General features: G+C 49.5%; 19 protein-coding genes and 4 pseudogenes. 22 read left to right on the top strand and 1 reads right to left on the bottom strand.

The window, feature by feature from the left end; all coding sequences use genetic code 11:
- The first annotated feature begins 98 nt into the window (after positions 1 to 98).
- The gene (rlmD, locus tag DXD12_RS07530; protein WP_107001578.1) at positions 99 to 1,478 is read left to right on the top strand and encodes a 23S rRNA (uracil(1939)-C(5))-methyltransferase RlmD; all 1,380 of its coding nucleotides are present in this window, start codon (positions 99 to 101) and stop codon (positions 1,476 to 1,478) included.
- A 24-nt stretch (positions 1,479 to 1,502) separates the two neighbouring features.
- The gene (locus tag DXD12_RS07525) at positions 1,503 to 1,880 is read left to right on the top strand and encodes a hypothetical protein (protein WP_107001672.1); all 378 of its coding nucleotides are present in this window, start codon (positions 1,503 to 1,505) and stop codon (positions 1,878 to 1,880) included.
- Here the strand turns inward: DXD12_RS07525 and DXD12_RS07520 are convergent.
- Entirely contained in the window at positions 1,858 to 2,667 is an 810-nt protein-coding gene (locus DXD12_RS07520) for a YihY/virulence factor BrkB family protein (protein WP_107001577.1), read from the bottom strand. The genes DXD12_RS07525 and DXD12_RS07520 overlap by 23 nt on opposite strands.
- Before the next feature lie 290 nt (positions 2,668 to 2,957).
- On the opposite strand from DXD12_RS07520, the gene DXD12_RS07515 reads away from it, so the two are divergent.
- The 20 genes and pseudogenes from DXD12_RS07515 (at position 2,958) to DXD12_RS07425 (ending at position 23,468) form a co-directional block, all read left to right on the top strand.
- On the top strand, positions 2,958 to 3,899 hold the full coding sequence (locus tag DXD12_RS07515) for a metallophosphoesterase (RefSeq protein WP_107001671.1): 942 nt from the start codon (positions 2,958 to 2,960) through the stop codon (positions 3,897 to 3,899).
- 160 nt (positions 3,900 to 4,059) lie between these two features.
- The gene (locus DXD12_RS07510; protein ID WP_107001576.1) at positions 4,060 to 4,878 is read left to right on the top strand and encodes a segregation/condensation protein A; all 819 of its coding nucleotides are present in this window, start codon (positions 4,060 to 4,062) and stop codon (positions 4,876 to 4,878) included.
- Positions 4,862 to 5,470 carry an SMC-Scp complex subunit ScpB gene (scpB, locus tag DXD12_RS07505; protein ID WP_118467432.1) on the top strand — a complete coding sequence of 203 codons (609 nt, stop codon included), beginning with the start codon at positions 4,862 to 4,864 and terminating at the stop codon, positions 5,468 to 5,470. The genes DXD12_RS07510 and scpB overlap by 17 nt, the downstream gene beginning before the upstream one ends.
- A 181-nt stretch (positions 5,471 to 5,651) precedes the next feature.
- Positions 5,652 to 6,833: a sodium/glutamate symporter gene (gltS, locus tag DXD12_RS07500; RefSeq protein WP_107001574.1), complete on the top strand. Its 1,182-nt coding sequence runs from the start codon at positions 5,652 to 5,654 to the stop codon at positions 6,831 to 6,833.
- Between the two features lie 301 nt (positions 6,834 to 7,134).
- Positions 7,135 to 7,566, top strand: coding sequence for a dUTP diphosphatase (locus tag DXD12_RS07495; protein ID WP_107001670.1), 432 nt, complete (start codon positions 7,135 to 7,137; stop codon positions 7,564 to 7,566).
- Positions 7,567 to 7,584: 18 nt separating this feature from the next.
- Positions 7,585 to 8,394: a tetratricopeptide repeat protein gene (locus DXD12_RS07490; protein ID WP_118637988.1), complete on the top strand. Its 810-nt coding sequence runs from the start codon at positions 7,585 to 7,587 to the stop codon at positions 8,392 to 8,394.
- A 14-nt stretch (positions 8,395 to 8,408) separates the two neighbouring features.
- On the top strand, positions 8,409 to 9,659 hold the full coding sequence (gene hflX / locus DXD12_RS07485) for a GTPase HflX (RefSeq protein WP_118472464.1): 1,251 nt from the start codon (positions 8,409 to 8,411) through the stop codon (positions 9,657 to 9,659).
- Between the two features lie 393 nt (positions 9,660 to 10,052).
- A complete protein-coding gene (locus DXD12_RS07480; protein WP_118637987.1) occupies positions 10,053 to 14,750 on the top strand; it encodes an acyl-CoA dehydratase activase in 4,698 nt (1,565 codons plus the stop codon).
- Positions 14,751 to 14,808: 58 nt separating this feature from the next.
- A pseudogene (gene eno / locus DXD12_RS07475) lies at positions 14,809 to 15,006 on the top strand (phosphopyruvate hydratase); the annotation flags it as partial.
- A gap of 303 nt (positions 15,007 to 15,309) precedes the next feature.
- Complete coding sequence (locus DXD12_RS07470; protein WP_055214162.1) at positions 15,310 to 16,293, top strand: DUF6017 domain-containing protein; 984 nt, start codon at positions 15,310 to 15,312, stop codon at positions 16,291 to 16,293.
- A gap of 31 nt (positions 16,294 to 16,324) precedes the next feature.
- Positions 16,325 to 16,546, top strand: a complete 222-nt coding sequence (locus DXD12_RS07465) for a DUF5348 domain-containing protein (protein WP_002569164.1) — start codon at positions 16,325 to 16,327, stop codon at positions 16,544 to 16,546.
- Between the two features lie 41 nt (positions 16,547 to 16,587).
- Positions 16,588 to 17,064: a PcfB family protein gene (locus DXD12_RS07460; protein WP_055214164.1), complete on the top strand. Its 477-nt coding sequence runs from the start codon at positions 16,588 to 16,590 to the stop codon at positions 17,062 to 17,064.
- A pseudogene (locus tag DXD12_RS07455) lies at positions 17,061 to 18,311 on the top strand (type IV secretory system conjugative DNA transfer family protein); the annotation flags it as partial. The gene DXD12_RS07460 and the pseudogene DXD12_RS07455, both read left to right, overlap by 4 nt.
- A gap of 814 nt (positions 18,312 to 19,125) precedes the next feature.
- Positions 19,126 to 19,851: a reverse transcriptase domain-containing protein gene (locus DXD12_RS15425; protein ID WP_201885414.1), complete on the top strand. Its 726-nt coding sequence runs from the start codon at positions 19,126 to 19,128 to the stop codon at positions 19,849 to 19,851.
- Positions 19,848 to 21,035 (top strand): hypothetical protein, encoded by a 1,188-nt coding sequence (locus DXD12_RS15640; RefSeq protein WP_243097876.1) that lies wholly within the window; start codon positions 19,848 to 19,850, stop codon positions 21,033 to 21,035. Before DXD12_RS15425 ends, DXD12_RS15640 begins: the two co-directional genes overlap by 4 nt.
- Positions 21,036 to 21,137: 102 nt before the next feature.
- Positions 21,138 to 21,692, top strand: a pseudogene (locus DXD12_RS07445) (TraG/TraD/VirD4 family protein); the annotation flags it as partial.
- Entirely contained in the window at positions 21,679 to 21,924 is a 246-nt protein-coding gene (locus tag DXD12_RS07440) for a hypothetical protein (RefSeq protein ID WP_118637983.1), read from the top strand. The pseudogene DXD12_RS07445 and the gene DXD12_RS07440, both read left to right, overlap by 14 nt.
- A 331-nt stretch (positions 21,925 to 22,255) precedes the next feature.
- Positions 22,256 to 22,384: pseudogene (locus DXD12_RS07435) on the top strand (Maff2 family protein); the annotation flags it as partial.
- 175 nt (positions 22,385 to 22,559) lie between these two features.
- Positions 22,560 to 22,865, top strand: a complete 306-nt coding sequence (locus DXD12_RS07430) for a hypothetical protein (RefSeq protein ID WP_002569240.1) — start codon at positions 22,560 to 22,562, stop codon at positions 22,863 to 22,865.
- Positions 22,866 to 22,979: 114 nt separating this feature from the next.
- Complete coding sequence (locus tag DXD12_RS07425) at positions 22,980 to 23,468, top strand: hypothetical protein (RefSeq protein WP_002569239.1); 489 nt, start codon at positions 22,980 to 22,982, stop codon at positions 23,466 to 23,468.
- The last annotated feature ends 367 nt before the right edge of the window (positions 23,469 to 23,835 follow it).

Raw genomic sequence — 23,835 nt, 5'->3', positions numbered from 1 at the left:
AACCGCAGATGAAAATTAGCTGTGAGTTGAAAAATCATTTGCAGTTGGTGATTATAGTGCGGTAAAAGCCACTGAGAGAAGGAGCTATATAGTTATCAATGAAAAAAGGTGAGATTTACGAAGGAACTGTAGAACGGATTGAGTTTCCAAATAAGGGCGTAGTTGTGATAGATGGAGAGAAAGCGATCGTCAAAAATGCGCTTCCGGGACAGAAGATCCGGTTCCGTATCAATAAAAAGCGCGGCGGCCGATGCGAGGGTATGCTTTTGGAGGTTGTCGAGCACTCAAAGTTAGAGACGGCAGAGGATATATGCCCGCATTTTGGTATCTGCGGCGGATGTCTTTATCAGCCGATTCCGTATGAGAAACAGCTTGCGATCAAGGAAAAACAGGTTCGTTCCCTTCTGGATGCGGTATGTCCGGAATATGAGTTTGAGGGCATCTTAGGCAGCCCGCTGGTGCAGGGCTACCGGAATAAGATGGAGTTTTCCTTCGGTGATGAGGTCAAGGATGGTCCTATGTCGCTGGGAATGCACAAGCGCGGCAGTTTTTATGATGTGGTTACAACCGACGAATGCCATATCGTGCATCCGGATTTTTGCAAGATTCTTGTCTGTACAAAAGAATATTTTGAGGAAAAGAAAGTTGGATTTTATAAAAAAATGCAGCATACTGGCTATTTGCGCCATCTTCTGGTGCGCCGTGCGATCAAGACAGGGGAGATTCTGGTCGATCTGATCACGACGACACAGACGGATACCTTTGAGGGAACCGAGGAAGCACTTTTACGGGGATGGACGGAGCGCCTTCAGGCACTTCCTATGGAGGGAAGCTTTGCGGGCATTCTGCATACCAAAAATGATACATTGGCGGATGCCGTAAAAGATGAGGGGACGGACATTCTGTTCGGACGCGAGCATTTTTACGAAGAGCTTTTAGGGCTGCGGTTCCAGATCTCGCCGTTTTCTTTTTTCCAGACGAACTCATTGGGCGCGGAGGTGCTGTACGAGAAAACGCGTGAGTATGTTGGTGAGACGAAGGGAAAAGTCGTATTTGACCTTTACAGCGGCACCGGCACGATCGCGCAGATCCTCGCACCGGTGGCGGAGAAAGTAGTCGGCGTGGAGATTGTCGGGGAAGCAGTCGAGGCAGCCCGTGAGAATGCGGCGCGCAACGGACTTGGCAACTGCGAATTTCTGGCGGGGGATGTCCTCAAGGTGGTGGACGAGCTGGAAGAAAAGCCGGATCTGATCGTTCTGGATCCGCCGCGCGACGGAATCCATCCGAAGGCGATCGGAAAGATTTTGAATTTTGGCGTCAGCCACATGGTTTATGTGTCCTGCAAACCAACCAGCCTTGCGAGGGATCTGGAACCGATCCAGGCGGCAGGATATCAGGTGGATAAGGTGTGCTGCGTGGATATGTTCCCGCATACTGCCAATTGTGAGACGGTGGTTTCATTGACGCGGAAGAAATAAGATCCCAAAATGGATGTGGGAAAAATGGATGAAACAAAAGAGAATGAAATAAAACCAGATACAGCAGATTGTCAGGTACAGGAGACAGCTGTGCAGCGCCGGAAGAGGGAGACTTTACTGCGCGAGCAGACGCCGGATGCCCTGTGGGAAGCGATTCTTGCATTTGAAGGGGCAATATTTTACACGGCGAAAGGGCTGGAATATTCGTACACGATCCGGGGCAACGAGATGTTTGTCAGCCGGAAAGAAAAGTCGGTCACGCGTGCAAGCATCCTGGTGGCGTATAAAAAAGCGCAGGAGCTTGGCTGCGTGACCGGACCAAAGCAGCTGGGAGTGTTTGGGGCAAGCTATCTGTATCCGGTGTTCCTGAGGCTGGGGATTATCTGCGCCAGTGCTGGTTGATTTCCGCACCGAAAAACAGGATGCAGATGCAGGCGTACAGCCACAGCATCAGGATCACGACGGCGGTCAAGCTGCCGTACATATAAGAATAATTACTGAAATGGTTGAAGTAGATGGAAAATCCGTAGGAACATCCGATCCATCCGACGGTGGAAATCAGCGCACCGGGAAGCTGGAGACGGATATCCTGCCGTTCATAGGGCAGCCAGGTGTACAGCGCGACGAAAAAGAGCGTCAGCAGCGCCAGCGCAAGAAACGTCCGGAGACTAATCAGGCAGGAAACGAATCTGTCCAGCATCGGAAAGTAACGGAATAGCAGGCGCTGCAGGGAGGAACCGAACACCATCAGAACCAGGGAGAAAATGCACATCAGGAGAAAAACGATGGTATAGCCAGAGTTGATGATACGTCCTAAAAGGTAATTTCTGCGCTTGCGGCAGCCGATGATCCGGTTTAAGCCGCGCTCGATCCCAAGCATGCCGCGGGCAGCCGACCAGATGGTTGCCACGGTGGTAACCGAGAGCAGGGCGGCCGGGGATACAGTCTGGATGTCCTGGATTACCGATTCAATCAGCGGGTGGATGCTGGAGGGAAGAAGCTGTGTCATCACGTGCATCAGATCCTCCGGGCTGACGGCGGGGATGAGCTGGATCAGCGTCAGCAGAATCATGATAAAAGGTGCGGCAGAGAGAACGATAAAAAAAGAAGCCTGGGCGGCGTACACCGTGACTTCGTCTTTAATGAAATCGTTGTAAATCCGTTTACAGTTCAGGAGAAAAGAAAGCATGAAAAACCTCGCTTGATTTATGTTATTAAGAAAATATCCGTAACTGGCTCATTTCCCTTTGAAAAATGGCTGACGATAGGTGAATGCCATTTCAGTGTTGTTAAAAGTATATTATCATGAGGTCGAAAAAATAGCAACGGATTTGCCTGTCTTGACGAAAACACCGGTTTCCCGTATGATAACAGGATAGAAATGATTCGGGTCTGCAGGGCATAAGGATGGCAGTGATGCGGACAGCAGCAAAAATCAGCCGGCAGCCAATTGGAAAATGGGACATGGGAGGAAACAAAATGATCGCAATCACAGCATGTGCGGCGGCACTGGCAGCCGTGACAGTGGGGCTTTTGCTCCGCTCGGAATATGAAAAAAAACATTTTGTGACCGACCAGTATGAGATAGAGAGTCCGAAGCTGCCGGATGGCGCTGCGTTCCGCTGCGTATTTTTGTCGGATCTGCATGATAATGTGTATGGAACGGACAATGAGCCGCTGGTGGCGGCGATCCGCACATTCAAGCCGGATGCGGTGCTGATCGGCGGCGATATGATGGTCTGTAAGGGAAAAGGTGATTTAACCGTCACGGTATCGCTTCTGGAAAAATTGACCTCCTTTGTGCCGGTTTACTATGCGAACGGAAATCATGAGGAGCGGATGAATCGGGAGCGGGATGTGTACGGAGATTTGTATGATCGGTTCCAGATGGAATTAAAACGTCTGGGGGTTCATTATTTGTCGGATCGGAGCGAGGAGATCAATCCGTGGATCCGGGTGACTGGGTGCAATTTGCGGGAGATATATTATAAGCATCATTTCACGGTGCCGGAACTGCCGATGGAAGAGCTTTCAGAGCGGGTTGGAACTGCGGCAGAGAAGACGTGTTTTCAACAGATGAAAGAATCGTTTTTTCCTGACTTGGCGGAAAAGGAGCGGGAAGCCGGACATGAAATGTATGAGATATTATTATTTCATTCTCCCCTCTTTTTTGAGACCTGCCGGAAATGGGGCGCGGATCTGACGCTTTGCGGACATTTCCACGGCGGAACCATCCGGATCCCGGGGCTGGGAGGCGTGATGACGCCGCAGTACCAGTTTTTCCTGCCATGGTGCGCCGGACGGTTTGATGCGGACGGAAAGACGATGATCGTCAGCCGGGGGCTTGGGACGCATTCGATCAATGTGCGGCTGAATGACCGGCCAGAGCTGGTTTGTGTGACGTTGCGGGGAAAACAATAGAGAGATTCTGGTTATTGTACACGGGTAGGCACTTTTGGAACCGAAAGTGCCGTAAGAAAACGTGGTGGCAGCAGGAATAACTCTTCGGCACAGGTGGATGTATACGGAATTTGGTATATGATTGTAGAAAAAGCTGGCTAAAAGAAGGAGTTCGGAAAGAATGGAAATTTCCTATAAATTAGATAATTTTGAAGGACCGTTGGACCTGTTGCTTCATCTGATTGAAAAGAATAAAGTAAGTATCTACGATATTCCGATCGTCCTGATTACGGAGCAGTATCTGGAATATGTTAATCAGATGGATCATGAGGATCTGGATGTGGTCAGCGATTTTCTGGTGATGGCGGCGACGCTTCTGGACATCAAATCGCGGATGCTCCTTCCGAAGGTGGAAAAAGAAGAGGAAGAAGACGAGGAAGATCCGCGCGCCGAGCTGGTGCGCCGGCTGTTGGAATATAAGATGTATAAATATATGGCGCAGGAGCTGGAAGAGCGGGAGCAGGAGGCAGAGCTTCTCTTTTTTAAGGAACCGACGATTCCCCGGGAGGTGGCGAAATATGAAGAACCGCTGGATCTGGACAAGCTTCTGGATGGTCTGACGCTGGCAAAGCTGCAGAAAGTGTTTGACGCGGTCATGAAGCGGAATGCCAATAAGCTTGACCCGGTGCGAAGCCGGTTCAGTACGATCCGCAGGGAACCGATCAGCCTGGAGCAGAAGGTAAGGTCGGTGCTTTCTTATGCGCGGGAACACCGTCATTTTAAATTCAGCGATGTGCTGGAGAGGGAATCCGATCGCCTGGAGATAGTCGTGGCGTTTCTGGCAGTGCTGGAGCTGATGAAGATGGGACGGATTCATCTGGTGCAGGAAAAATTGTTTGATGAGATGCAGCTCGATACGGTGGATGTGGATGAAACGGAAGGCGAGGCAGAGCTGGAACTTTCGACGGAGGAAGGAGAAGAGTATGCCAGAATTAGATGAAAAACGCGAGGAAGCCATCGTGGAATCGGTTCTCTTTACAATGGGAAAATCGGTTGAGCTGCGCCAGCTTGCGGCGGCGCTCGGGACGGATACAGAGCGCGCGGAAGCGGCGGTCAGACGATTACAGAGCCGTTATGAGGCAGAAAAGCGGGGCATGCAGATCACGCAGCTGGAGGACAGTTGGCAGATGGCGACCCGCGCGGAATATTATGAGAATCTGATCCGGGTGGCAGCGACGCCGAAGAAGCAGATTTTAACGGATGTTGTGCTTGAGACACTCTCGATCATTGCTTATAAACAGCCGATCACGAAGCTTGAGATTGAAAAGATCCGCGGGGTTAAATCGGATCACGCGGTCAATAAACTGATTGAGTACAATCTCGTTTACGAGGTAGGGCGTTTGGATGTGCCGGGACGTCCGGCATTGTTTGCGACGACGGAGGAATTTTTGCGCCGGTTTGGAGTCGGATCGACGAAAGAACTGCCGGAACCGGCACCGGGACGAATCGACGAGTTCCGCATGGAGGCGGAGGAAGAGCTGAAGTTTGAGGGGAAACTGCCGGAAGAGGCAGAGAAGGAAATGAAATATTAACGTTTTCTTAACAATATTCATTCAATTCTGACATTAACAGATTCTTAACATCATATTTCTGTATTTTCTTGTAACTTTTTGTAGCCAACGTGGAAAATGAGGTCAACACAAACAAACAAGCAGCTCTTTCAAATCGCTACATAAATGAAAGAAGCCAGCAAAACAAAAGGGGGAATTGTTTATGTTGACACTTGAGCTTGATATGTATCAGGCGTGTGCTCTTGGCGCACTGGTCTACTGTCTGGGAAGATTGCTTGTACAAAAGCTGCCCTTCCTGAGCAAGTATTGTATACCGGCTCCGGTTGCGGGCGGTGTCGTATTTGCATTCGCTCATCTGGCGTTGTATGCAACAGGAGTTCTGGAGCTTTCCTTTGATACAACCTTACAGAGCGTATTTATGACGATCTTCTTCTGCAGCGTCGGTTTTACCGCCTGCTTCCGTCTGTTAAAGAAGGGCGGCGTTCAGGTATTTATGTTCCTGGCGCTGGCAGTTGGTATCTGTATCGTGCAGGATGCAGTCGGCAGCGGTCTGGCAGCAGCGTTTGGTCTGAATCCGCTTCTCGGCTTATGTATGGGTTCTATGCCGTTAGTTGGAGGTCACGGAACGAGTGGTTCCTTCGGACCGCTTCTGGAGCAGGAATACGCAGTTGTAGGCGCAACTACAGTTGCCTTGGCATCCGCTACATATGGTCTGGTATCCGGCAGTATGATGGGTGGTCCTATCGCCCGTGCCCGTGTTGAGAAACACCATCTGAAATCAACCGCAGCCGAGGAAGGCAATGCAGTTGACGAAGTAGCATCGCCGATCGACGGTCAGAAATTCACCACCGCGGCTGTATTCCTTGCAGTTGCAATCGGTGTTGGTACCTTCATTTTCGCGTTCTTTAAGAGCATTGGTCTTACATTCCCGACTTACATCGGTGCGATGCTGGCAGCAGCCGCTATCCGTAACATCTGGGATGTACAGCACAAAGATCTTCCGATGGAAGAAGTTGACGCACTGGGCGGTCTGTCCTTGAACCTGTTCTTAGCGATGGCAATGATGAGCCTGAAGCTGTGGCAGTTAGCAGCTCTGGCGCTTCCGATGATTGTTATCCTGTTAGTTCAGACGGTTGTTATGTTCCTGTATGCAAACTTCCTTGTATTCAACATCATGGGCCGTGATTACGAGGCAGCTGCAATGACCACCGCATTCTGTGGTTTCGGTATGGGCGCAACCCCGAACGCAATGGCAAACATGAGAGCACTGGTAGAGCGCTATGGTCCGGCTCCGCGTGCATTCTTCATCGTACCGTTAGTAGGAAGCTTATTCGTAGACTTCTTTAACTCCATGGTACTGACTACTTTCATGAACCTCTTATAATTTGACGGCTGGTTCAGCAAAGTATCCATTTAAAATATTCTGATATTGAAGTAGCTCCAACCTATTTCCTTCCCGGCGGTTCTGGATTTCCAGGCCGCCGGGATTTTTCGCGTGCAACGAGCGAAAGTCCGTGCCTGCACGAATTAATACTTTCGGAAAACGCGCGCGTGTGGTATTATAGAGAAACTGGAAAGTTGAAAAATATTTTTCGGGGAGGTGCTTTGTGAAAAACAAACTTGCAAGGCAGCCATTACCGGATAAAATGTGACATAAGAAAGGATTTCATACAGATATGAACAGCATGAACATAAAGATCAAATATTTCACAGACGCCATTGACCGCCTCGCCTACATTGACGGCAAATCTGACTGGATCGACCTGCGTGCGGCGCGTGAGGTGGTGCTGAAAAAGGGTGATTTTGCCCTGATTCCGCTTGGCGTGGCGATGGAGCTGCCGAAGGGCTATGAGGCGCATGTAGTTCCGCGTAGCAGTACCTTTAAAAATTTCGGCATCATCCAGACCAATCATATGGGTGTGATCGATGAGAGTTACTGTGGAGACAACGATCAGTGGCATTTTCCGGCATATGCGCTGCGTGATACAGTGATCCATGTCAATGACCGCATCTGTCAGTTCCGCATCATGGAGCATCAGCCGAAGATCATATTTGAGGAGACGGAGAAGCTTGACAATGAAGATCGCGGCGGCATCGGAAGTACGGGAAAGAATTAATAAAAAGGTTTGGTAAAAATGAAGCAGATAAAGAGGTTAAAACGAAAAAAAACAAGTCTTTTTCTGGCAGCAGCGGTGCTTTCACTGGGCATCCTTTCCGGCTGCGGCGCTGAATCGAAGGAAGCGAAAGAAGCGCGTATGACCGGAATCGAGCAGTTAAATGCAGGTAATTATCAGGATGCGATCGATTCGTTTGGAAAAGCGCTGGATGAGAGCGATGGGATCGTCAATTCTTTTGAACTGGATGTTTTAAAATATCGCGGCGAGGCAGAATACAAACTGGCGGATTATAAGGCGGCAGCGCAGACCTATGGAATTCTGGCGGAGGTGGATGGAGGAAAAGCGGAATACCTCTATTATAAAGCGGCTTCGGAGGCAGCAGACGGACAGGCGGAGGACGCCGAAAAGGATTTTGCGGCAGCGGAGGAAAAGGCGAAGAACAGCAAAAAAAGCAGCGCCGCGGCTCCGGGGGTGAGTCTGGCGTTTACGGCGCTTGCATCGGCGGCGCGGGATGCCGGGGACAGTGAACTCGCAGCCCAGTACTGCAATCAGGCGATCGAGCGCGGCGTATCGGGACCGGAGATTTATAATCAGCTTGCGATCAGTGAAATGGAGGCTGGCGATTATGAGAGCGCGATGTCCCATTATGAGGAGGCGCTTTCGCTGGCAGACAGTGAGACGGCGCTGGTAATCCGGCAGAATATTGCGGTTCTCTATGAGAAAGAGGGCGATTTTGCGAAGGCGCTGGAAGAGTTTAAGGAGTGTCAGGCAGCCGGTGCGGACACGCCGGAGGTGCAGAAGGAAATCCGTTTTCTGGAAAGCCGGTAAATGTTGGAGGTAATATGGCAGAATTGTTCGATATGAAAGAACTGGAGGAGCGCGTCATTCTGGTGGCGGTCAGCACCTCAGATGAAGATGATACGGAGGCGTCCCTGGATGAGCTGGAAGAACTGGCGGATACTGCCGGGGCGACGGCGATCGGGCGTCTGGTGCAGAACCGGGAGAAGATTCATCCAGGCACCTATCTGGGCAGTGGAAAGATCGGGGAACTGCGGGAGATGGTCTGGGAAATGGGCGCAACCGGCGTGATCTGCGACGATGAACTGTCCCCGGCACAGCTTCGCAATCTGGAATCGGCGCTGGATACGAAGGTAATGGACCGGACGATGGTCATTCTCGATATTTTCGCGGCGCATGCGACGACGAGCGAGGGAAAAATCCAGGTTGAGCTGGCACAGCTGCGTTACCGCGCAGCGCGCCTGGTCGGTCTGCGCAGTTCCCTGTCCCGTCTGGGCGGCGGTATCGGTACGAGAGGACCGGGTGAAAAGAAGCTGGAGATGGACCGCCGTCTGATTCATGAGCGGATCGGGCAGCTAAAGTCGGAACTGGAAGATGTCAAACGCCACCGCGAGGTGACGAGAAAACAGCGCGACCGGAAATATACGCTGTCGGCGGCGATCGTCGGCTACACGAATGCCGGTAAGTCAACGCTTTTAAACACCCTGACGGGTGCAGGAATCCTGGCACAGGATAAACTGTTTGCGACGCTGGATCCGACGACGCGTGGATTAAAGCTGGCGAGCGGACAGGAGATCCTGCTGACAGATACGGTCGGATTCATCCGCAAACTGCCGCACCATCTGATCGAGGCGTTCAAGAGTACGCTGGAGGAGGCACGTTATAGCGATATTGTCCTCCATGTGGTCGATGCGTCGAATCCGCAGATGGACACGCAGATGTATGTCGTATATGATACGTTGCGTCAGCTGGAGATTGGCGATAAGACGGTGGTAACAGTCTTTAACAAGATGGATCAGGTGGAGCAGCCGGAGACGCTGAAAGATCTGCATTCTGATTATCAGGTGCAGATTTCCGCGAAGACGGGCGCGGGGCTGGATGAGCTGAAGGATATTCTGGAAATGATTCTGCGAAACCGCAAGATTTATCTGGAAAAGGTATTTTCCTACCAGGAAGCCGGACGCATCCAGACGATCCGTAAATACGGTCAGCTTTTAAAAGAAGAGTACCGGGAAGATGGCATTTACGTGGAGGCATATGTGCCGACGGAGCTCTACGCAGGGCTGATGCGCTAACAGGCAGATGATAGGTTACTGTGTTACGTTCACGTATACGTGCCCAGTAACGGGATTTGCCGAGGCTTCGCATTTCAATACGGCAAATTCCTGCTGCCACCACGTTTTCTTACGGCACCTTTGAAATTCCCGGGAATTGACTTTTTATTTTAAATTTGTTAGAATGTAGCATATTTATGGCTGTACAGAATGCTGGAAGGCAGATGCGTACAGATCCATACGGTAAAGAGGTGTGCGGGGAAAAACCGTATGCCTCTTCTTCATGTTTTGGCGGATGCTAAGAAGTTGTTAAGATGAAGAGAAAAGAGATGACAGGGCGCAGGCTGTTTGTGTCGGATAGAATGACCGCACAAGTTTTCAGACATCTGGGATAAAGGAGTTAGAAGATACAGAATGGAACAGAAGGGACAAAACGGACAGGAACAGATTCTCGTCGGAATTGACGTTGGCTCAACGACGACGAAGGTGGCAGTGATGGAGGCGGCAACGGGGAAAGTCCTGTTTTCGGACTATACACGCCATCACTCGGATCAGCTTCAGAGTGTGTCGAGAGCTGTAAAATTGGTGAAAGAGACGCTTGCGGGGCGGTCATTTCTGATGGCGATGACCGGTTCGGGCGCAAAGCACCTCTCGGAAGAGCTGGAGATCCCTTATGTACAGGAGGTAGTGGCGAACTCGATCGCCTTGAAAGCCATGTACGGGGAAATCGGAACGGCGATCGAGCTGGGTGGACAGGATGCGAAGATTATCTTTTTCCAGAGGGATAAACGGACGGGCGAGCTGCAGGTCGCAGATATGCGGATGAACGGCAGCTGTGCTGGCGGTACAGGTGCGTTTGTGGATGAGATTGCTTCTCTTCTTAAGACGCCGGTTGAGGAATTTGACGCGCTGGCGGCACAGGGAACAACCGTATATGATATATCCGGACGGTGCGGCGTGTACGCCAAGACCGACATCCAGCCTCTTTTAAATCAGGGGGTTAAAAAATCAGATTTGGCGCTTTCCTCCTTCCATGCGATTGCCAAACAGACGATCGGCGGTCTGGCACAGGGACTTTCGATCGAGAAGCCGGTCGTCTTTGAGGGCGGTCCGCTGACCTTTAACCGGACGCTGGTGCGCGTGTTTGCTGAACGTCTGGACCTTCGTCCGGAGGAAATTTTAAGTCCGGACCGGCCGGAACTTCTGATTGCCTGCGGTGCGGCGCGTGCGGCAGTGAAGCTTTTTTCGAAGGAAGAGGCGCTCGCCACGGCAGACGGACTGTTAGATCGGATCGAGAAGGTGCGTGCGGCGCGCGAGGAAGCAAAGAAACAAAGTGAAGCCGGAAATGGCGATGAGATGGCGGAGGGCACGTTCCGTTCCCGTCCATTTTTTGCCGATCAGGCGGCGCAGACGGAATTTCAGGAGAGACACAGACGTCCGGAACGAAAAACAGTATATCCGCAGTCAGGCAGTACGCTGCGGGCATATCTGGGTATTGATTCGGGCAGTACGACGACAAAATTTGTCCTGTTAGATGAGAATGAGGAACTTCTGGATTCCTTTTATGCGCCGAATCAAGGCGATCCGCTGACGGTGGCAAAGAAAGCATTGATTGCGATGCGGGAAAAGTATGCGTCCCACGGCGTGCGGCTGGAGATTTTGGCAGCCGGGACGACCGGTTATGGAGAAATGCTGTTTTCACGTGCATTTTCGGCCGAGACACACGCGGTTGAGACGGTGGCACATGCGCGTGCGGCGGCAAAATACACGCCGGATGCGACGTTTCTTCTGGACATCGGCGGTCAGGATATGAAGGCAATCTGGCTGGACAATGGCGTTATCACAAATATTGTCGTGAATGAAGCCTGCTCATCCGGCTGTGGGTCGTTTTTGGAAAATTTTGCATCCTCCCTGCATATTCCGGCGCGGGAGATTGCTGAAAAGGCATTTTCTTCGCAGCATCCGGCTGCGCTCGGAAGCCGCTGTACCGTCTTTATGACGAGCAGTATCGTGACGGAGCAGAGAAATGGAAAGCTGCCGGAGGACATCATGGCGGGGCTGTGCCGTTCGATCATTGAAAATGTATTTACAAAGGTTATCCGTGTGTCGAACCTGGATTCTCTGGGAAAGAGGATTGTCGTACAGGGCGGAACGTTTGAAAATGATGCGGTTCTCTGTGCGCTGGAACAGTATGTCGGCCGCCCGGTGATCCGGGCGCCGTATCCGGGCATTATGGGGGCGATCGGTGCGGCGCTTTTAGCGAAGGAAGAAGCACAGAGCCGGAAACAGCCGCATTTTATTGGTTTGGATCAAATGGAGTCCCTGACCTGGCAGCAGGAGGCGAATGTGCCGTGTCCGTTCTGTATGAACCATTGTCAGCGTGCGGTGGTGCGGTTTTCGAATGGAACCTCATGGATCACGAACAACCGTTGTGAGCGGGGCGAGATTCTTGGCGATCCGAAGGATGTGAAGGTGCGCGAGCGACTGAAAATAGCGTCAGAAACCCGGAATAAAGTGCCAAATCTCTATAAATTGCGGGAAGAACTCCTGTTTGCAGATTATCTGGATCAAGCGGAAGAAGGGGATGCATCGTCTGCAAAAAGTCATTCAGAGCGGGCAGCCGCTAAGACTGGTCTTGTGCCGAATGCTGTGTCTGATACTGTGCGGCGAAATATAACCATCGGTCTGCCGCGCGTCCTTGCTTTCTGGGATACGATGCCGTTCTGGACGACGTTCTGGCGTTTTTTGGGCTTTGAGATTCAGATTTCATCCCCGAGCACGCACAAGATGTTTGAGGAAGGCTTAAGCGCGGTAACTTCAGATACCGTCTGCTTTCCGGCAAAACTGGTGCACGGGCATATCCGCGATCTGGTAAAGAAGAAAGTGGATCGTATTTTTATGCCGTCGATTGCGGCGATTGGATCGGAAAATACGGAATCAACGAGCGAGTCCATGTGTGCAGTCGTGAAGGGATATCCGCTTGTGATCCGCAACTCGGATTCTCCGGAGAAACAGTGGGGCATTCCGTTTGATGCACCGTTATTTTACTGGTACAGGGAGGAAGATAAAGAACGTCAGCTTATTACATATATGGAACAGACATTTTCCATCCAGCCGTCGGAAACGAAAAAGGCGGTTCTTGCAGGAAATGATGCGATGCGGCAGTTTGGGAGCCGCCTGAAAGAGGCGGGAGCGAAGGTTCTGGAAGAGGTGGAAAAAGAGGGGCGCTATGCGGTGGTGCTGGCGTCAAGACCGTATCAGAATGATGCGCTTGTCAACCACAGCCTGCCGGAGCTTTTGACCGAGTTCGGCGTTCCGGTTCTGACGGCAGATTCTGTTCCGGGCATTGAAAATGTGGATTTAAGCCACAGCCGTCTGGATGTCGTAAACAATTACCATGCGCGGATGCTGGCGTCCGCGGTTCTGGCGGCACAGAGCCAGAATCTGGAATATGTCCAGTTTGTAAGCTTTGGATGCGGGCATGACGCATATTTGTCGGATGAGATCCAGCGTATGATGCGGGAAATCTCCGGAAAATCACCGCTGATCCTGAAACTTGACGAGAGCGAGGTACAGGGACCGCTGCGGATCAGGGTGCGTTCCTTCCTGGAGACGATCAACATGCGGCGGAAGAAGCGGGAGATGGCGGAGAGGCTGCAAAACCAGCCTGGAACAAGCCGACAGGAGAATGCGGGCGGCGGAAATGAATGCGGGACGGCTGCGCTGGGACCAGACATTCAAAAATCCTGGCAGGTTCACGAACTTTCGGATCCATATCCGGTTAAATTTGAGGTGGAAGACCGCAAGAAGCGCACGGTTCTGGTCCCGAACACCTCCCACGCGTTCTGCCGGATTATGTCGGCGGCGTTGAAGACACAGGGAATCCGGGCAGTTCCGCTGGCGGTCGGCAGGGAAGAGGCGATCCGCCTCGGAAAGCAGTATGTCCACAACGATATCTGTTTCCCGGCGCAGATTGTCATCGGCGAGGCGCTGGCAGCACTTCGGAGTGGTCAGTATGTGCCATCTGAGACGGCGATCGGTATGGGAAAATACATCGGTGACTGCCGCCTGACCCATTACAGTGCGCTGCTTCGCAAGGCGCTTAACGACGCCGGCTACCCGGAGGTGGCGATTCTGACGAACGATGACGTCGATTATCATGATCTGCATCCGGGCTTCCGGATGAACCTTGTGTCGTCGATCCGTCTGGCGGGAGCGCTTCCGATGATCGATATTCTGGAAGAGCTGCTTCGCAAGATCCGCCCGTATGAGAAAGTTTCTGGAAGCAGCGATCAGGCATTTGGCGAGGCGATGGATTTCGTCGTGGATGGTCTGGAGCGGCATGGGCTTTCAGGCGCTCTGCGAGGCTTTAAAAAGGCGATCCAGCGGATGAATGCGATCGAATATGACCGGAGCCAGCCGCGCCCGCGCGTCCTGATCGTCGGCGAGTATCTCCTCAATTTCCATCCGGGCGCGAATCATGAGATTGAGCGCTACCTGGAGAAAAATGGATTTGAGATTATCGAGGCGCGGATGACGGATGTTATCCGGAAAACGTATTTCTGCCAGGATGAGCAGATTCGGACGTATCATCTGAAAAAGCCGTTTGTCAAGAAAAACTGGTACCATGTGGCGAACCGGGTATTTGACGCTGCGCACGCGGCAGCGGATCGGATAGCGAAACAGCATCCGCTCTATACGCCTGTCTGCCGCCTGCCGGAACTGGTAAAGGAAAGTGACCCGATCATCCCGCACACCTTTGATGCGGGCGAGGGCGTGCTGATTCCGGGTGAGATCCTGCACCATGCGGCGCACGGCTGCCGGGCATTTGTGATTTTACAGCCATTTGGCTGTCTGCCAAACCATGTGGTAGGACGCGGCATCGTAAAAAAAATGCGGGAAATGTACCCGGACGCCCAGATCCTGCCGCTTGACTACGATCCGGATGTGAGCTTTGCCAATCTGGAAAACCGCCTGCAGATGCTGATTATGAATGTGAAAGAAAGAAGCGTGGGCACGGTTGCCCTGCCGGACGTGGGGCAGAGAAGCCCCGTGGAGACTATGAATAGAAAACAGAAAAACGCCGATAATAAAAAGCAGAAAGTTTCCTGATTTCGGGTTAGACAAAAATAGAAATCACATAAGCCCACGCGGCGGAAAGGGACAGGCTATGAAACATCTGGAAATTGAAAAGGTGATTGGACGGGAGATTGTTGATTCGAGAGGAAATCCAACAGTGGAGGCGGAAGTTTATCTATCAGACGGAAGCATAGGACGCGGCGCGGCACCGAGCGGTGCATCGACAGGTGAATTTGAGGCTCTGGAGCTGCGCGACGGCGACAAGTCGCGTTTTGGCGGAAAGGGCGTACAAAAGCTGACGTTAGATAACGATACTTTTGAAAACACTGGAAAATCAAGGTTTTTCGAGCGACGGACAAGCAGGGTATTGTACTAAAAACTGAATACGACGCAGAAGCGGCGTTTCTTACTCTCTATACGGGAGAACAGGAACGCCGCTTTTTTCATGCCCTTGTTACGCAGTAGGGGCAGAAAAAGCCTTGCTACAAGCGGTTTTGCGGGCGCGTATCTGGCGCGGAAAGGGATTTATACCTTATCCCCCGAAACCGCGCTTCTACTGCGTAACAAATCCAAAGCAAAGGAGCTATGAACTATGGCAGTTTTCAGAGTGGAACGGAACAAGGGCTACACCGTAATGAGCAACCACCACCTACGCAACAAGGAGCTTTCCCTAAAGGCAAAGGGGCTGTTGTCGCAAATGCTGTCACTCCCCGAAGATTGGGACTACACCTTGAAAGGCTTATCCCTTATCAACCGGGAGAAGATAGACGCTATCCGCGAAGCCATTAAGGAGCTTGAACGCGCCGGGTATATCGTCCGGTCAAGGGAGCGCGACGAGAAAGGACGCTTGCGGGGCGCGGACTATGTGATATTCGAGCAGCCGCAGCCGCCTACGCCGGATTTACCTACATTGGAAAATCCAACATTGGATAATCCAACGCAGGAAAAACCAACATTGGAAAAACCTACGTTGGAAAATCCAACGCAATTAAATAAAGATATACAAAGAACTGACTTACCAAAAAAAGAAAAAATAATTACTGATGAACAAAGTACCCATTCCATTCCTATCCTTTCCCCTAACCCCTCTCCTTGCAGAGAAGCGGCTACTCCGCCGGAACGGAAAGGAACGGAAGCGACAGCACAGAGCGCAGTTGATATATACCGGGAAATCATCAAGGACAATATCGACTACCACATTCTCAAACAGGACATGAAGTTTGACAGTGACAGGCTTGACGAGATTGTAGACCTCATGCTTGAAACCGTATGCACCGCCAGAAAGCGGGTGCGGATTGCGGGGGACGACTACCCGGCAGAGCTTGTGAAATCTAAGTTTATGAAACTGGACGGCGAGCATATCCGCTTTGTGCTTGACTGTATGCGGGAGAACACAACGAAAATCCGCAACATCAAGCAATATCTGAAAGCAGCCCTTTTCAACGCCCCGTCCACTATCGGCAATTATTACACTTCCCTTGTCGCCCATGACATGGCAAGCGGCGCACTGTCACCGAAAAAGCCGCAGTACGGCGACCCGGACTATTATTCATGCAACGAGGGCGAAAGCCTGTAACCACCCACAACCACAAAAGGAGGATTTTATTATGGCACAGAAAATGACAGGAGCATTGGTATTTGACGAGCGCACCGACCGTTACGACATCCGCTTTGACTTAAACAGCTACTACGGGGGCTTGCATTGCGGCGAGTGCTTTGACGTATTCGTGCGGGGCAAGTGGAAGCCGACCCGGATTGAGTACGGCGACAACTGGTATCTTGTGGGTATCAGAGCCGAGGACTTGAACGGGCTGCGGGTGCGTATCTGACCGCCGCCCCATAAAGAAACGCGAAAGGAGGACGCGACAAATTGCAGGACGAAGTAAACGAAAAGACCATAGCCCTTTACATCAAGACCGGGAAGCTGACCGCCCAGACGCTCCAAAAGGCAATGAAAGCCATACTGTCAAAGGGCAAAAAGCAGCTTGCAAAACCGCCACAGGGAAAGCAGAGCTTAAAGCAGCTTATGAAGCAGAACGCGGGCGTTTCCAACATTGAGATTACCGAGGGCAATATCAAAGCCTTTGAGGGTACGGCGAAAAAGTACGGTATCGACTTTGCGCTGAAAAAGGACGCGACGGAAAGCCCGCCCCGCTATCTGGTTTTCTTCAAGGGGCGGGACGCGGACGTGCTGACCGCAGCCTTTAAGGAGTTTTCCGCAAAGAAGCTGACACAGGAGAAAAAGCCCTCTATCCGAAAGCTGCTCTCAACCCTTAAAGAAGCCACACAGGGCAAGAACGCGGAACGTGCGAAAGTCAAGAACAAAGACAGGGAGGTATCGCTATGAAGCCGGAAATCAAGAAGCTGCTTATCCTAAATCTCCCGTATCTGCTCTTTGTCTGGCTCTTTGATAAAGTGGGCGCGGCTGTCCGTCTATCCCCCGGCGCGGACGCAAGCGCAAAGCTGCTACATCTTGGGGACGGTTTTACCGCCGCCTTTTCCAGTATCGCGCCGAGCTTCCACCCGGCAGATTTAGCTTTAGGCATTGCGGGGGCGGTCATTGTCCGGCTGATTATCTACACCAAAGGCAAGAACGCGAAGAAATACCGCCGCGGGACAGAATACGGTTCGGCGCGTTGGGGCGGGGCTGACGACATAAAGCCGTACACAGACCCGGTATTTGAGAACAATATCCCCTTAACGCAGACGGAACGGCTTACCATGAACAGCCGCCCGAAGCAGCCGAAATACGCAAGAAACAAAAATATCCTTGTAATCGGCGGTTCCGGCAGCGGCAAGACCCGGTTCTTTGTGAAACCGTCGCTCATGCAATGTACGTCAAAGGATTTTCCAACGTCGTATATCGTCACTGACCCGAAAGGAACACTGATTTTGGAAACCGGGAAAATGTTACAGCGGTACAAATACCGTATCAAAGTGCTAAATACGATTAACTTCAAAAAATCCATGAAATACAATCCCTTTGCCTATCTGCGGAGCGAAAAGGACATTTTGAAGTTAGTCAATACCATTATCGCCAACACCAAAGGCGACGGGGAAAAATCCGGCGAGGATTTCTGGGTGAAAGCGGAAAAGCTCTACTACACCGCGCTAATCGGCTACATCTGGTATGAAGCCCCGGAGGACGAGAAGAACTTCACGACGCTGCTTGAAATGATAAATGCGTCGGAAGCCCGCGAGGACGACGAGGATTTCCAGAACCCGGTTGACCTCATGTTTGAACGTCTGGAAGAAAAAGACCCGGAACATTTTGCAGTCAAGCAGTACAAAAAATACAAACTGGCGGCGGGCAAGACCGCAAAAAGCATACTTATCTCATGCGGCGCGAGGTTAGCCCCATTCGACATTAAGGAGCTGCGGGAACTGATGGAAACCGACGAAATGGAGCTTGACACCATAGGCGACAGAAAGACCGCCCTTTTCGTCATTATCAGCGACACCGACGACACCTTTAACTTTGTCGTGAGTATCCTCTACACACAGCTATTCAACCTCTTGTGCGACAAGGCAGATGATGAATACGGCGGGCGGCTTCCCGTCCATGTACGGTGCTTACTTGATGAATTTGCGAATAGTGTGACACGTTCTACGCCTAAAACGGTGGGAATAACCGACAAAAGCGTAGCCTAAAGTCACAAACAATTAAATAAATGTGGTTTTAGAGAACTGCATAACTGAAATCTCAAATGACGGGGTAACGCCCTGAAGGGGATTCACTAATACTCCGAATAGCGTCAGCCGAATACAGACGGTTGGGGTTATAAGCTCGGGGAAGTCGTGCGAAGCACACCCTAACGCTTAATGGCGAGGAAAGATTCGTAGAGGTACGGGTTGTGTGTGACAGTGCGGGTGGGGTTGCCATATGGTTAGAATGACCAAAAAGGCGGTCTGACAAAGATTCCGAATGTACGGCTCTAAACGAATGGCTTGCAGAAATGCAAGTGTACCAATGGGTACGCAAGCGGGGCAAAGTAAAAGTTGTTAGTATGAAATGCCCTCTGTGTTTACAGGACACAGGTATCTTGATGGATTCGCTCGAAGATAATGCTTGCAGGGCTAAAGGAACGACCTAAGTGGCAACAATCCTAAGTTATGCGGAACGTGGAAAGCAGCCAATACGGGAGCTGACTGTATCAGCGGAAAAAGTACCGTAGTTGTATCGAAAAGGAAAGGGATTGAAAGAGCCTTTCTATAATAAGTGCATTAGTGGCTGTGAGAGTAGAGGCACAGTACCTGTGAAGCCGTAACAATAAGCGGTGGAGGGATAGCCTCAAGCCGATACTAAGATTTTCTTTCATGCCTATATAGTAATCACCAAAATGGAGATTTTCATAGCTGTCGTGGTGCGACTAAGAAAAAATCATTCTCTGATAAGGAGCTGGTTACTATGGCAAAACGAATTGTAAACAAAGCAGAGCGAAATGCAGAAAGGTATGACGCTAAAGAAACAGGCTACCGATTATTTGAGGACAGCCAGAATGGAAAGACATTTGACAGGCTCATGCCGTTGATTGTGTCAGAGCAGAATATCATACTTGCATATCGAAATATCTGTAAAAACAGTGGGAGCAAAACTCCCGGCACAGATGGGAAAACGATTGTAGCGATACAGTCACTGCCCATCGAATCGGTCATTAAAACCGTCAGAAATAAGTTGAACTATTATCAGCCAAAAAAGGTTAGACGAGTTGAAATCCCGAAAGACAACGGAAAAACCCGCCCATTAGGGATTCCGAGTATTTGGGACAGACTGATACAACAGTGTATCTTACAGATACTGGAGCCGATTTGTGAAGCGAAATTTCATGAGCGGAACAATGGTTTCAGACCATATCGGTCAACGCAGAATGCAATCGCACAATGCTATAAAATGGCACAGTTGCAGAATCTGCACTTTGTAGTAGATGTAGACATTGTTGGCTTCTTTGATAATATCGACCACAGTAAGTTGATTCGGCAGTTGTGGGGAATCGGCATACAGGACAGAAAGCTGATTATGATAATCAAGCAGATGCTGAAAGCGGAAATCCTGTTCAATGACATTATAATCACTCCCGAAACGGGTACACCACAGGGGGGATTCTATCCCCACTTCTTGCAAATGTTGTATTGAATGAACTGGACTGGTGGATTGCCAGTCAGTGGGAAATGTTCAAAATCAAAGAGGGTAAAACAGGTTTAGAGTTTAACAAGACTGATAAAGAGGGAAACGTCCTCACAGTAGACAGAACGCAGAAATGGAATAAGCTGAGAGCAAAAACCGATTTGAAAGAAATGTATATCGTAAGGTATGCAGATGATTTTAAGCTATTCTGTCGGGATTATGCAACGGCGAAAAAGGTAATGTGTGCCACAAAACTCTGGTTGGCAGAAAATCTGCATTTACAGACCAGTGGAGAAAAGTCGGGTATCACAAACTTGCGGAAGAATTACACTACTTTCCTCGGTATCAAATTTAAGGTTGTACCAAAAGGCAGTAAGTGGGTAATACGTTCCCACATGGCAGACAAGAGTAAAGCAAAGGTCATTAAAAAGCTAAGTGACGTTTGGAAAGACATAAAGAATCCGAGCAAACAAAGCGAGATAGACCGAAATATAAGTCTTTATAATGCAATGGTTATGGGAATGCACAACTATTACTGTATGGCAACTATGGTATCAGCAGACTTTGCGGAAATCGCCTTTAAAGTAACGGGAAAAAGTAACGGCATGAATCATAATAACCGCTGTTACCCCATAGAACGTCAAGGCGAGATAACCAGCAAGTTTATTCAGGAAAAGTATGGAAAGTCTAAGCAGTTCCGATGGATAAAGGGAAGAATGATTATCCCTGTTGGATATGTGGCTTATGAATACCCCAAATATAAAAGGCGTGAAGTCAATAAATATGTGAGGAAGTATTCAGACATCGAAAACTGTATCAGCTACGATGTTATGAAATACATGATGGAAAATGCACATCTCTACCCTACGTTGGAGATGGCAGACAACGCTCTTTCGAGATATATCGCACAAAAAGGCAAATGTGCGGTAACGCACAATGCTCTGTCAATATCAGATATGGTATGTGTGCATATCAAACCATGTAAGGGAGAGCGAAACGACACTTACAGGAATTTGATTATCCTGTCAAAAGAGGTGTCAGAACTGGTTGGAGCAACGAATCCTGTAAAAATTGGAAAGTTGCTTAAAGACTTACAGTTGACCGAAGAAATGAAAGATAAAATCAATAAACTCCGAAAACACAGAGAGTTGGAGGAAATACAATTCGAGGACTATATAGGCACTAAAAAGTAATCTTAGTCGGTGGAACGCCGTGTGATGGGAAACTATCACGCACGGTGTGGAGCGGGGGAAAAGCCCGAGGTGGAAACGCCAGAGGCTTACCTATCGCTATTCGGGCAGATACCGAAGTTTGAAAAGCTCATAGCCACCATACGGAGCCGGGAAATCTCCGCGTCAATCATCTTGCAGAGCCAGTCACAACTAAAGGCAATCTACAAGGACAACGCCGATACCATAGTCGGCAACTGCGACACCACGCTTTTCTTGGGCGGCAAGGAAAAAACGACGCTCAAAGAAATATCGGAGATTTTAGGCAAGGAAACGATAGACAGCTTCAACACTTCCGAAACAAGGGGGCGGGAGCTTTCGCATGGGCTGAACTATCAGAAATTGGGAAAGCAGCTTATGACGGAAGATGAAATCGCAGTCATGGACGGAGGGAAATGTATCTTGCAGCTACGCGGGGTGCGCCCGTTCTTTTCGGATAAATTCGACATAACGAAGCACCCGAAATACAAGTACCTGTCCGACGCAGACCCGAAGAACGCCTTTGACATGGAAAAGCACCTAAGACGCCGCCCCGCCATTGTCAAGCCCGACGAGGTTTTTGACTATTACGAGATTGACGCGGCAGACTTACAGGAGGACGCAGACCATGAGGAAACGTAGCGCAGAGGAAAAACAAAAGCAGCTTGAACGGTTTTTAATGAATGTTGCGGAAGCCGCCGACGCTGCATTATGGGAGTATTGGCGGGAAAAGGAAGCGGAACACCGCCGTTTTGCAACGGAGTATGTCACGCGCCGGGGCTTATCCCGCAACAGTGACAGCATGGCAGACCGCCGGGGGACAGGGGAAGCTACACTTCCCCTACGCTGCCTTGCGGCAGCTACCCCTTTGTGAACTTGCAGGAAGCGAACACCTTGCTACGCAAGCTATTCACTTCCCGCAAGTCTGAAAAAAACGTCCGGCAGCACAGCGGGACACAGAAAGGAGCGATTGAAGCAATCACATCTATCCATACCGGCTACATGATACGCGCCCCCACTTTCCGGCGCAGTACACAGCGGCAGGAGCCGCACCCCCTACAACTGAATACCGCCGCGCCGCAGAACTTACGCAGCGCGGGGACAGCCGCCTTTATCAGAGGGCGGTTTTTTTGTGCGGCGGCATATGCTGACCGCCTTTTGTCCGCTTGCCGGACAGCCGCAGACGCGGCAGAAAGGATATATTTATGGCATTTTTCAATAGCGCAGTAGACGTTTTGCAGACCCTTGTTGTAGCACTTGGAGCCGGGCTTGGTATCTGGGGCGTAATCAATCTGATGGAGGGCTACGGCAACGACAATCCGGGCGCGAATGCTCATGTGCGGTAAAGTAATAAAAAGATTTAGGTAGCCGCCTTAACTATTCCTAAATAAGATAATATGCACAGTATTTTCTCGTAAATAGAAAATAAATTATTGCATTTTACCAATTATTATGTTAAAATGACAATGTAACAAAGAGCTATGTATTTTTAAGGAAAGGGAGGAACTTATGAATTTAAGAAAATCTATTTTAGCACTTTCAGTAGTAGCTGGAATTGTAGCTGCTCCAATGACTGTATTTGCCGCTCATACTCATAGTTGGGGTTCTCCCCAGTACTATGGATATGAAGATGAAATGCCTGGTATATATGATGACTGGGATAAATGTGCGACACGTCATGTATATAATTACAAACAATGTTTAATTTGTGGAGAAGTAAGCATTTATGAAGTTGAGACGATTGAAATGTCTCACAAATGGGTGAATGGTGCATGTGTATATTGCAACAAAGGTTACGCGAAAGAGATAAATTAACATAGTATCATTACCGGCAAGTTTATAATCAAAAAATAGAAAGCGTTGAGAATATTTCAAAATTTCTTGAAAGTACTCTCAGTGCTTTCTTTGATAATATGAAAGGAGAAATAAATGCAAAAAAAACAACTTTCTGTATTAGTACTAATTATTTTATGCTTTTTATTAGGATGTAACAGAGAAACACCAAAAGATGAATCTCAACAAAATTATGAAGATGAATCTAATATTTCTAAAACAAATGGAGAAGAACTTGTAAATATAAACAGTGAATTGTTAGGTTCGACTCCTTTTGATATCCAAATCGATAAAACAGCATTGCAGACTAGAAAAGAAACAGAAACAGAAGTTACAATAAAGACAAATTTAACAGACTGGGGTTATACTGTTTCTTCTGAAAAAGGGAAAATATCTGATATAAATAAAAATTCATTCATATATATAGCACCTAAAGATGAGAGGGATGATACTATAAAAATACAATTATCGGACTATGAAAATGGCATATCATATGAATATACAATTCCACTTATTTTTGCGGGAAACAATGAACATTCTTTAGATAAATTCAAGGAAAATCTTTCAAGATTACCTAATAGTTAGTAAAGAGTCGATAGACTAAAGTACCACCATCCTCTTTTATTTCAACTGAATATCCATCCCGCCGCACCGCAGCGGCACATGAAGCAGTAAATCCGAAAAAGATTTGCTGCTTTTTTTGCGTCCATTTTTGGCAAATTTCCAAAAGTTCCGTATTAGACAGTGAAACCAAAAAAGGCTGCCATTTTTTTCAGACAGCGGGCAAAACGCAGCTTCCGAAACGCCTTATTGTCGGGAAAGACCGAGCCGCCGGAAAAGTTCTTGCCGGAAAGTCCGTCCATTCTGCTCTTTTGTGGTTTATAGGGAGTAAGGGAAAAACGCCAGCCCGCAGCCTTTTATAAAAAAAGCTGGTTATAGATTTTCTGAAAAA

The sequence above is a fragment of the Clostridium sp. TF11-13AC genome, from assembly GCF_003481065.1.
In the GTDB taxonomy this organism is placed as follows: Bacteria; Bacillota; Clostridia; order Lachnospirales; family Lachnospiraceae; genus Otoolea; species Otoolea fessa.
The sequence above is the reverse complement of the archived record's forward strand: the minus strand, read 5'-3'. Positions and strand labels throughout refer to the sequence as shown.

What these genes read in the sequence shown, in the direction of transcription:
- rlmD (WP_107001578.1), top strand. Translation starts at nt 99, where the DNA reads ATGAAAAAAGGTGAGATTTACGAAGGAACTGTAGAACGGATTGAGTTT.
- DXD12_RS07525 (WP_107001672.1), top strand. Translation starts at nt 1,503, where the DNA reads ATGGATGAAACAAAAGAGAATGAAATAAAACCAGATACAGCAGATTGT.
- DXD12_RS07520 (WP_107001577.1), bottom strand. Translation starts at nt 2,667, where the DNA reads ATGCTTTCTTTTCTCCTGAACTGTAAACGGATTTACAACGATTTCATT.
- DXD12_RS07515 (WP_107001671.1), top strand. Translation starts at nt 2,958, where the DNA reads ATGATCGCAATCACAGCATGTGCGGCGGCACTGGCAGCCGTGACAGTG.
- DXD12_RS07510 (WP_107001576.1), top strand. Translation starts at nt 4,060, where the DNA reads ATGGAAATTTCCTATAAATTAGATAATTTTGAAGGACCGTTGGACCTG.
- scpB (WP_118467432.1), top strand. Translation starts at nt 4,862, where the DNA reads ATGCCAGAATTAGATGAAAAACGCGAGGAAGCCATCGTGGAATCGGTT.
- gltS (WP_107001574.1), top strand. Translation starts at nt 5,652, where the DNA reads ATGTTGACACTTGAGCTTGATATGTATCAGGCGTGTGCTCTTGGCGCA.
- DXD12_RS07495 (WP_107001670.1), top strand. Translation starts at nt 7,135, where the DNA reads ATGAACATAAAGATCAAATATTTCACAGACGCCATTGACCGCCTCGCC.
- DXD12_RS07490 (WP_118637988.1), top strand. Translation starts at nt 7,585, where the DNA reads ATGAAGCAGATAAAGAGGTTAAAACGAAAAAAAACAAGTCTTTTTCTG.
- hflX (WP_118472464.1), top strand. Translation starts at nt 8,409, where the DNA reads ATGGCAGAATTGTTCGATATGAAAGAACTGGAGGAGCGCGTCATTCTG.
- DXD12_RS07480 (WP_118637987.1), top strand. Translation starts at nt 10,053, where the DNA reads ATGGAACAGAAGGGACAAAACGGACAGGAACAGATTCTCGTCGGAATT.
- DXD12_RS07470 (WP_055214162.1), top strand. Translation starts at nt 15,310, where the DNA reads ATGGCAGTTTTCAGAGTGGAACGGAACAAGGGCTACACCGTAATGAGC.
- DXD12_RS07465 (WP_002569164.1), top strand. Translation starts at nt 16,325, where the DNA reads ATGGCACAGAAAATGACAGGAGCATTGGTATTTGACGAGCGCACCGAC.
- DXD12_RS15425 (WP_201885414.1), top strand. Translation starts at nt 19,126, where the DNA reads ATGGCAAAACGAATTGTAAACAAAGCAGAGCGAAATGCAGAAAGGTAT.
- DXD12_RS07440 (WP_118637983.1), top strand. Translation starts at nt 21,679, where the DNA reads ATGAGGAAACGTAGCGCAGAGGAAAAACAAAAGCAGCTTGAACGGTTT.
- DXD12_RS07430 (WP_002569240.1), top strand. Translation starts at nt 22,560, where the DNA reads ATGAATTTAAGAAAATCTATTTTAGCACTTTCAGTAGTAGCTGGAATT.
- DXD12_RS07425 (WP_002569239.1), top strand. Translation starts at nt 22,980, where the DNA reads ATGCAAAAAAAACAACTTTCTGTATTAGTACTAATTATTTTATGCTTT.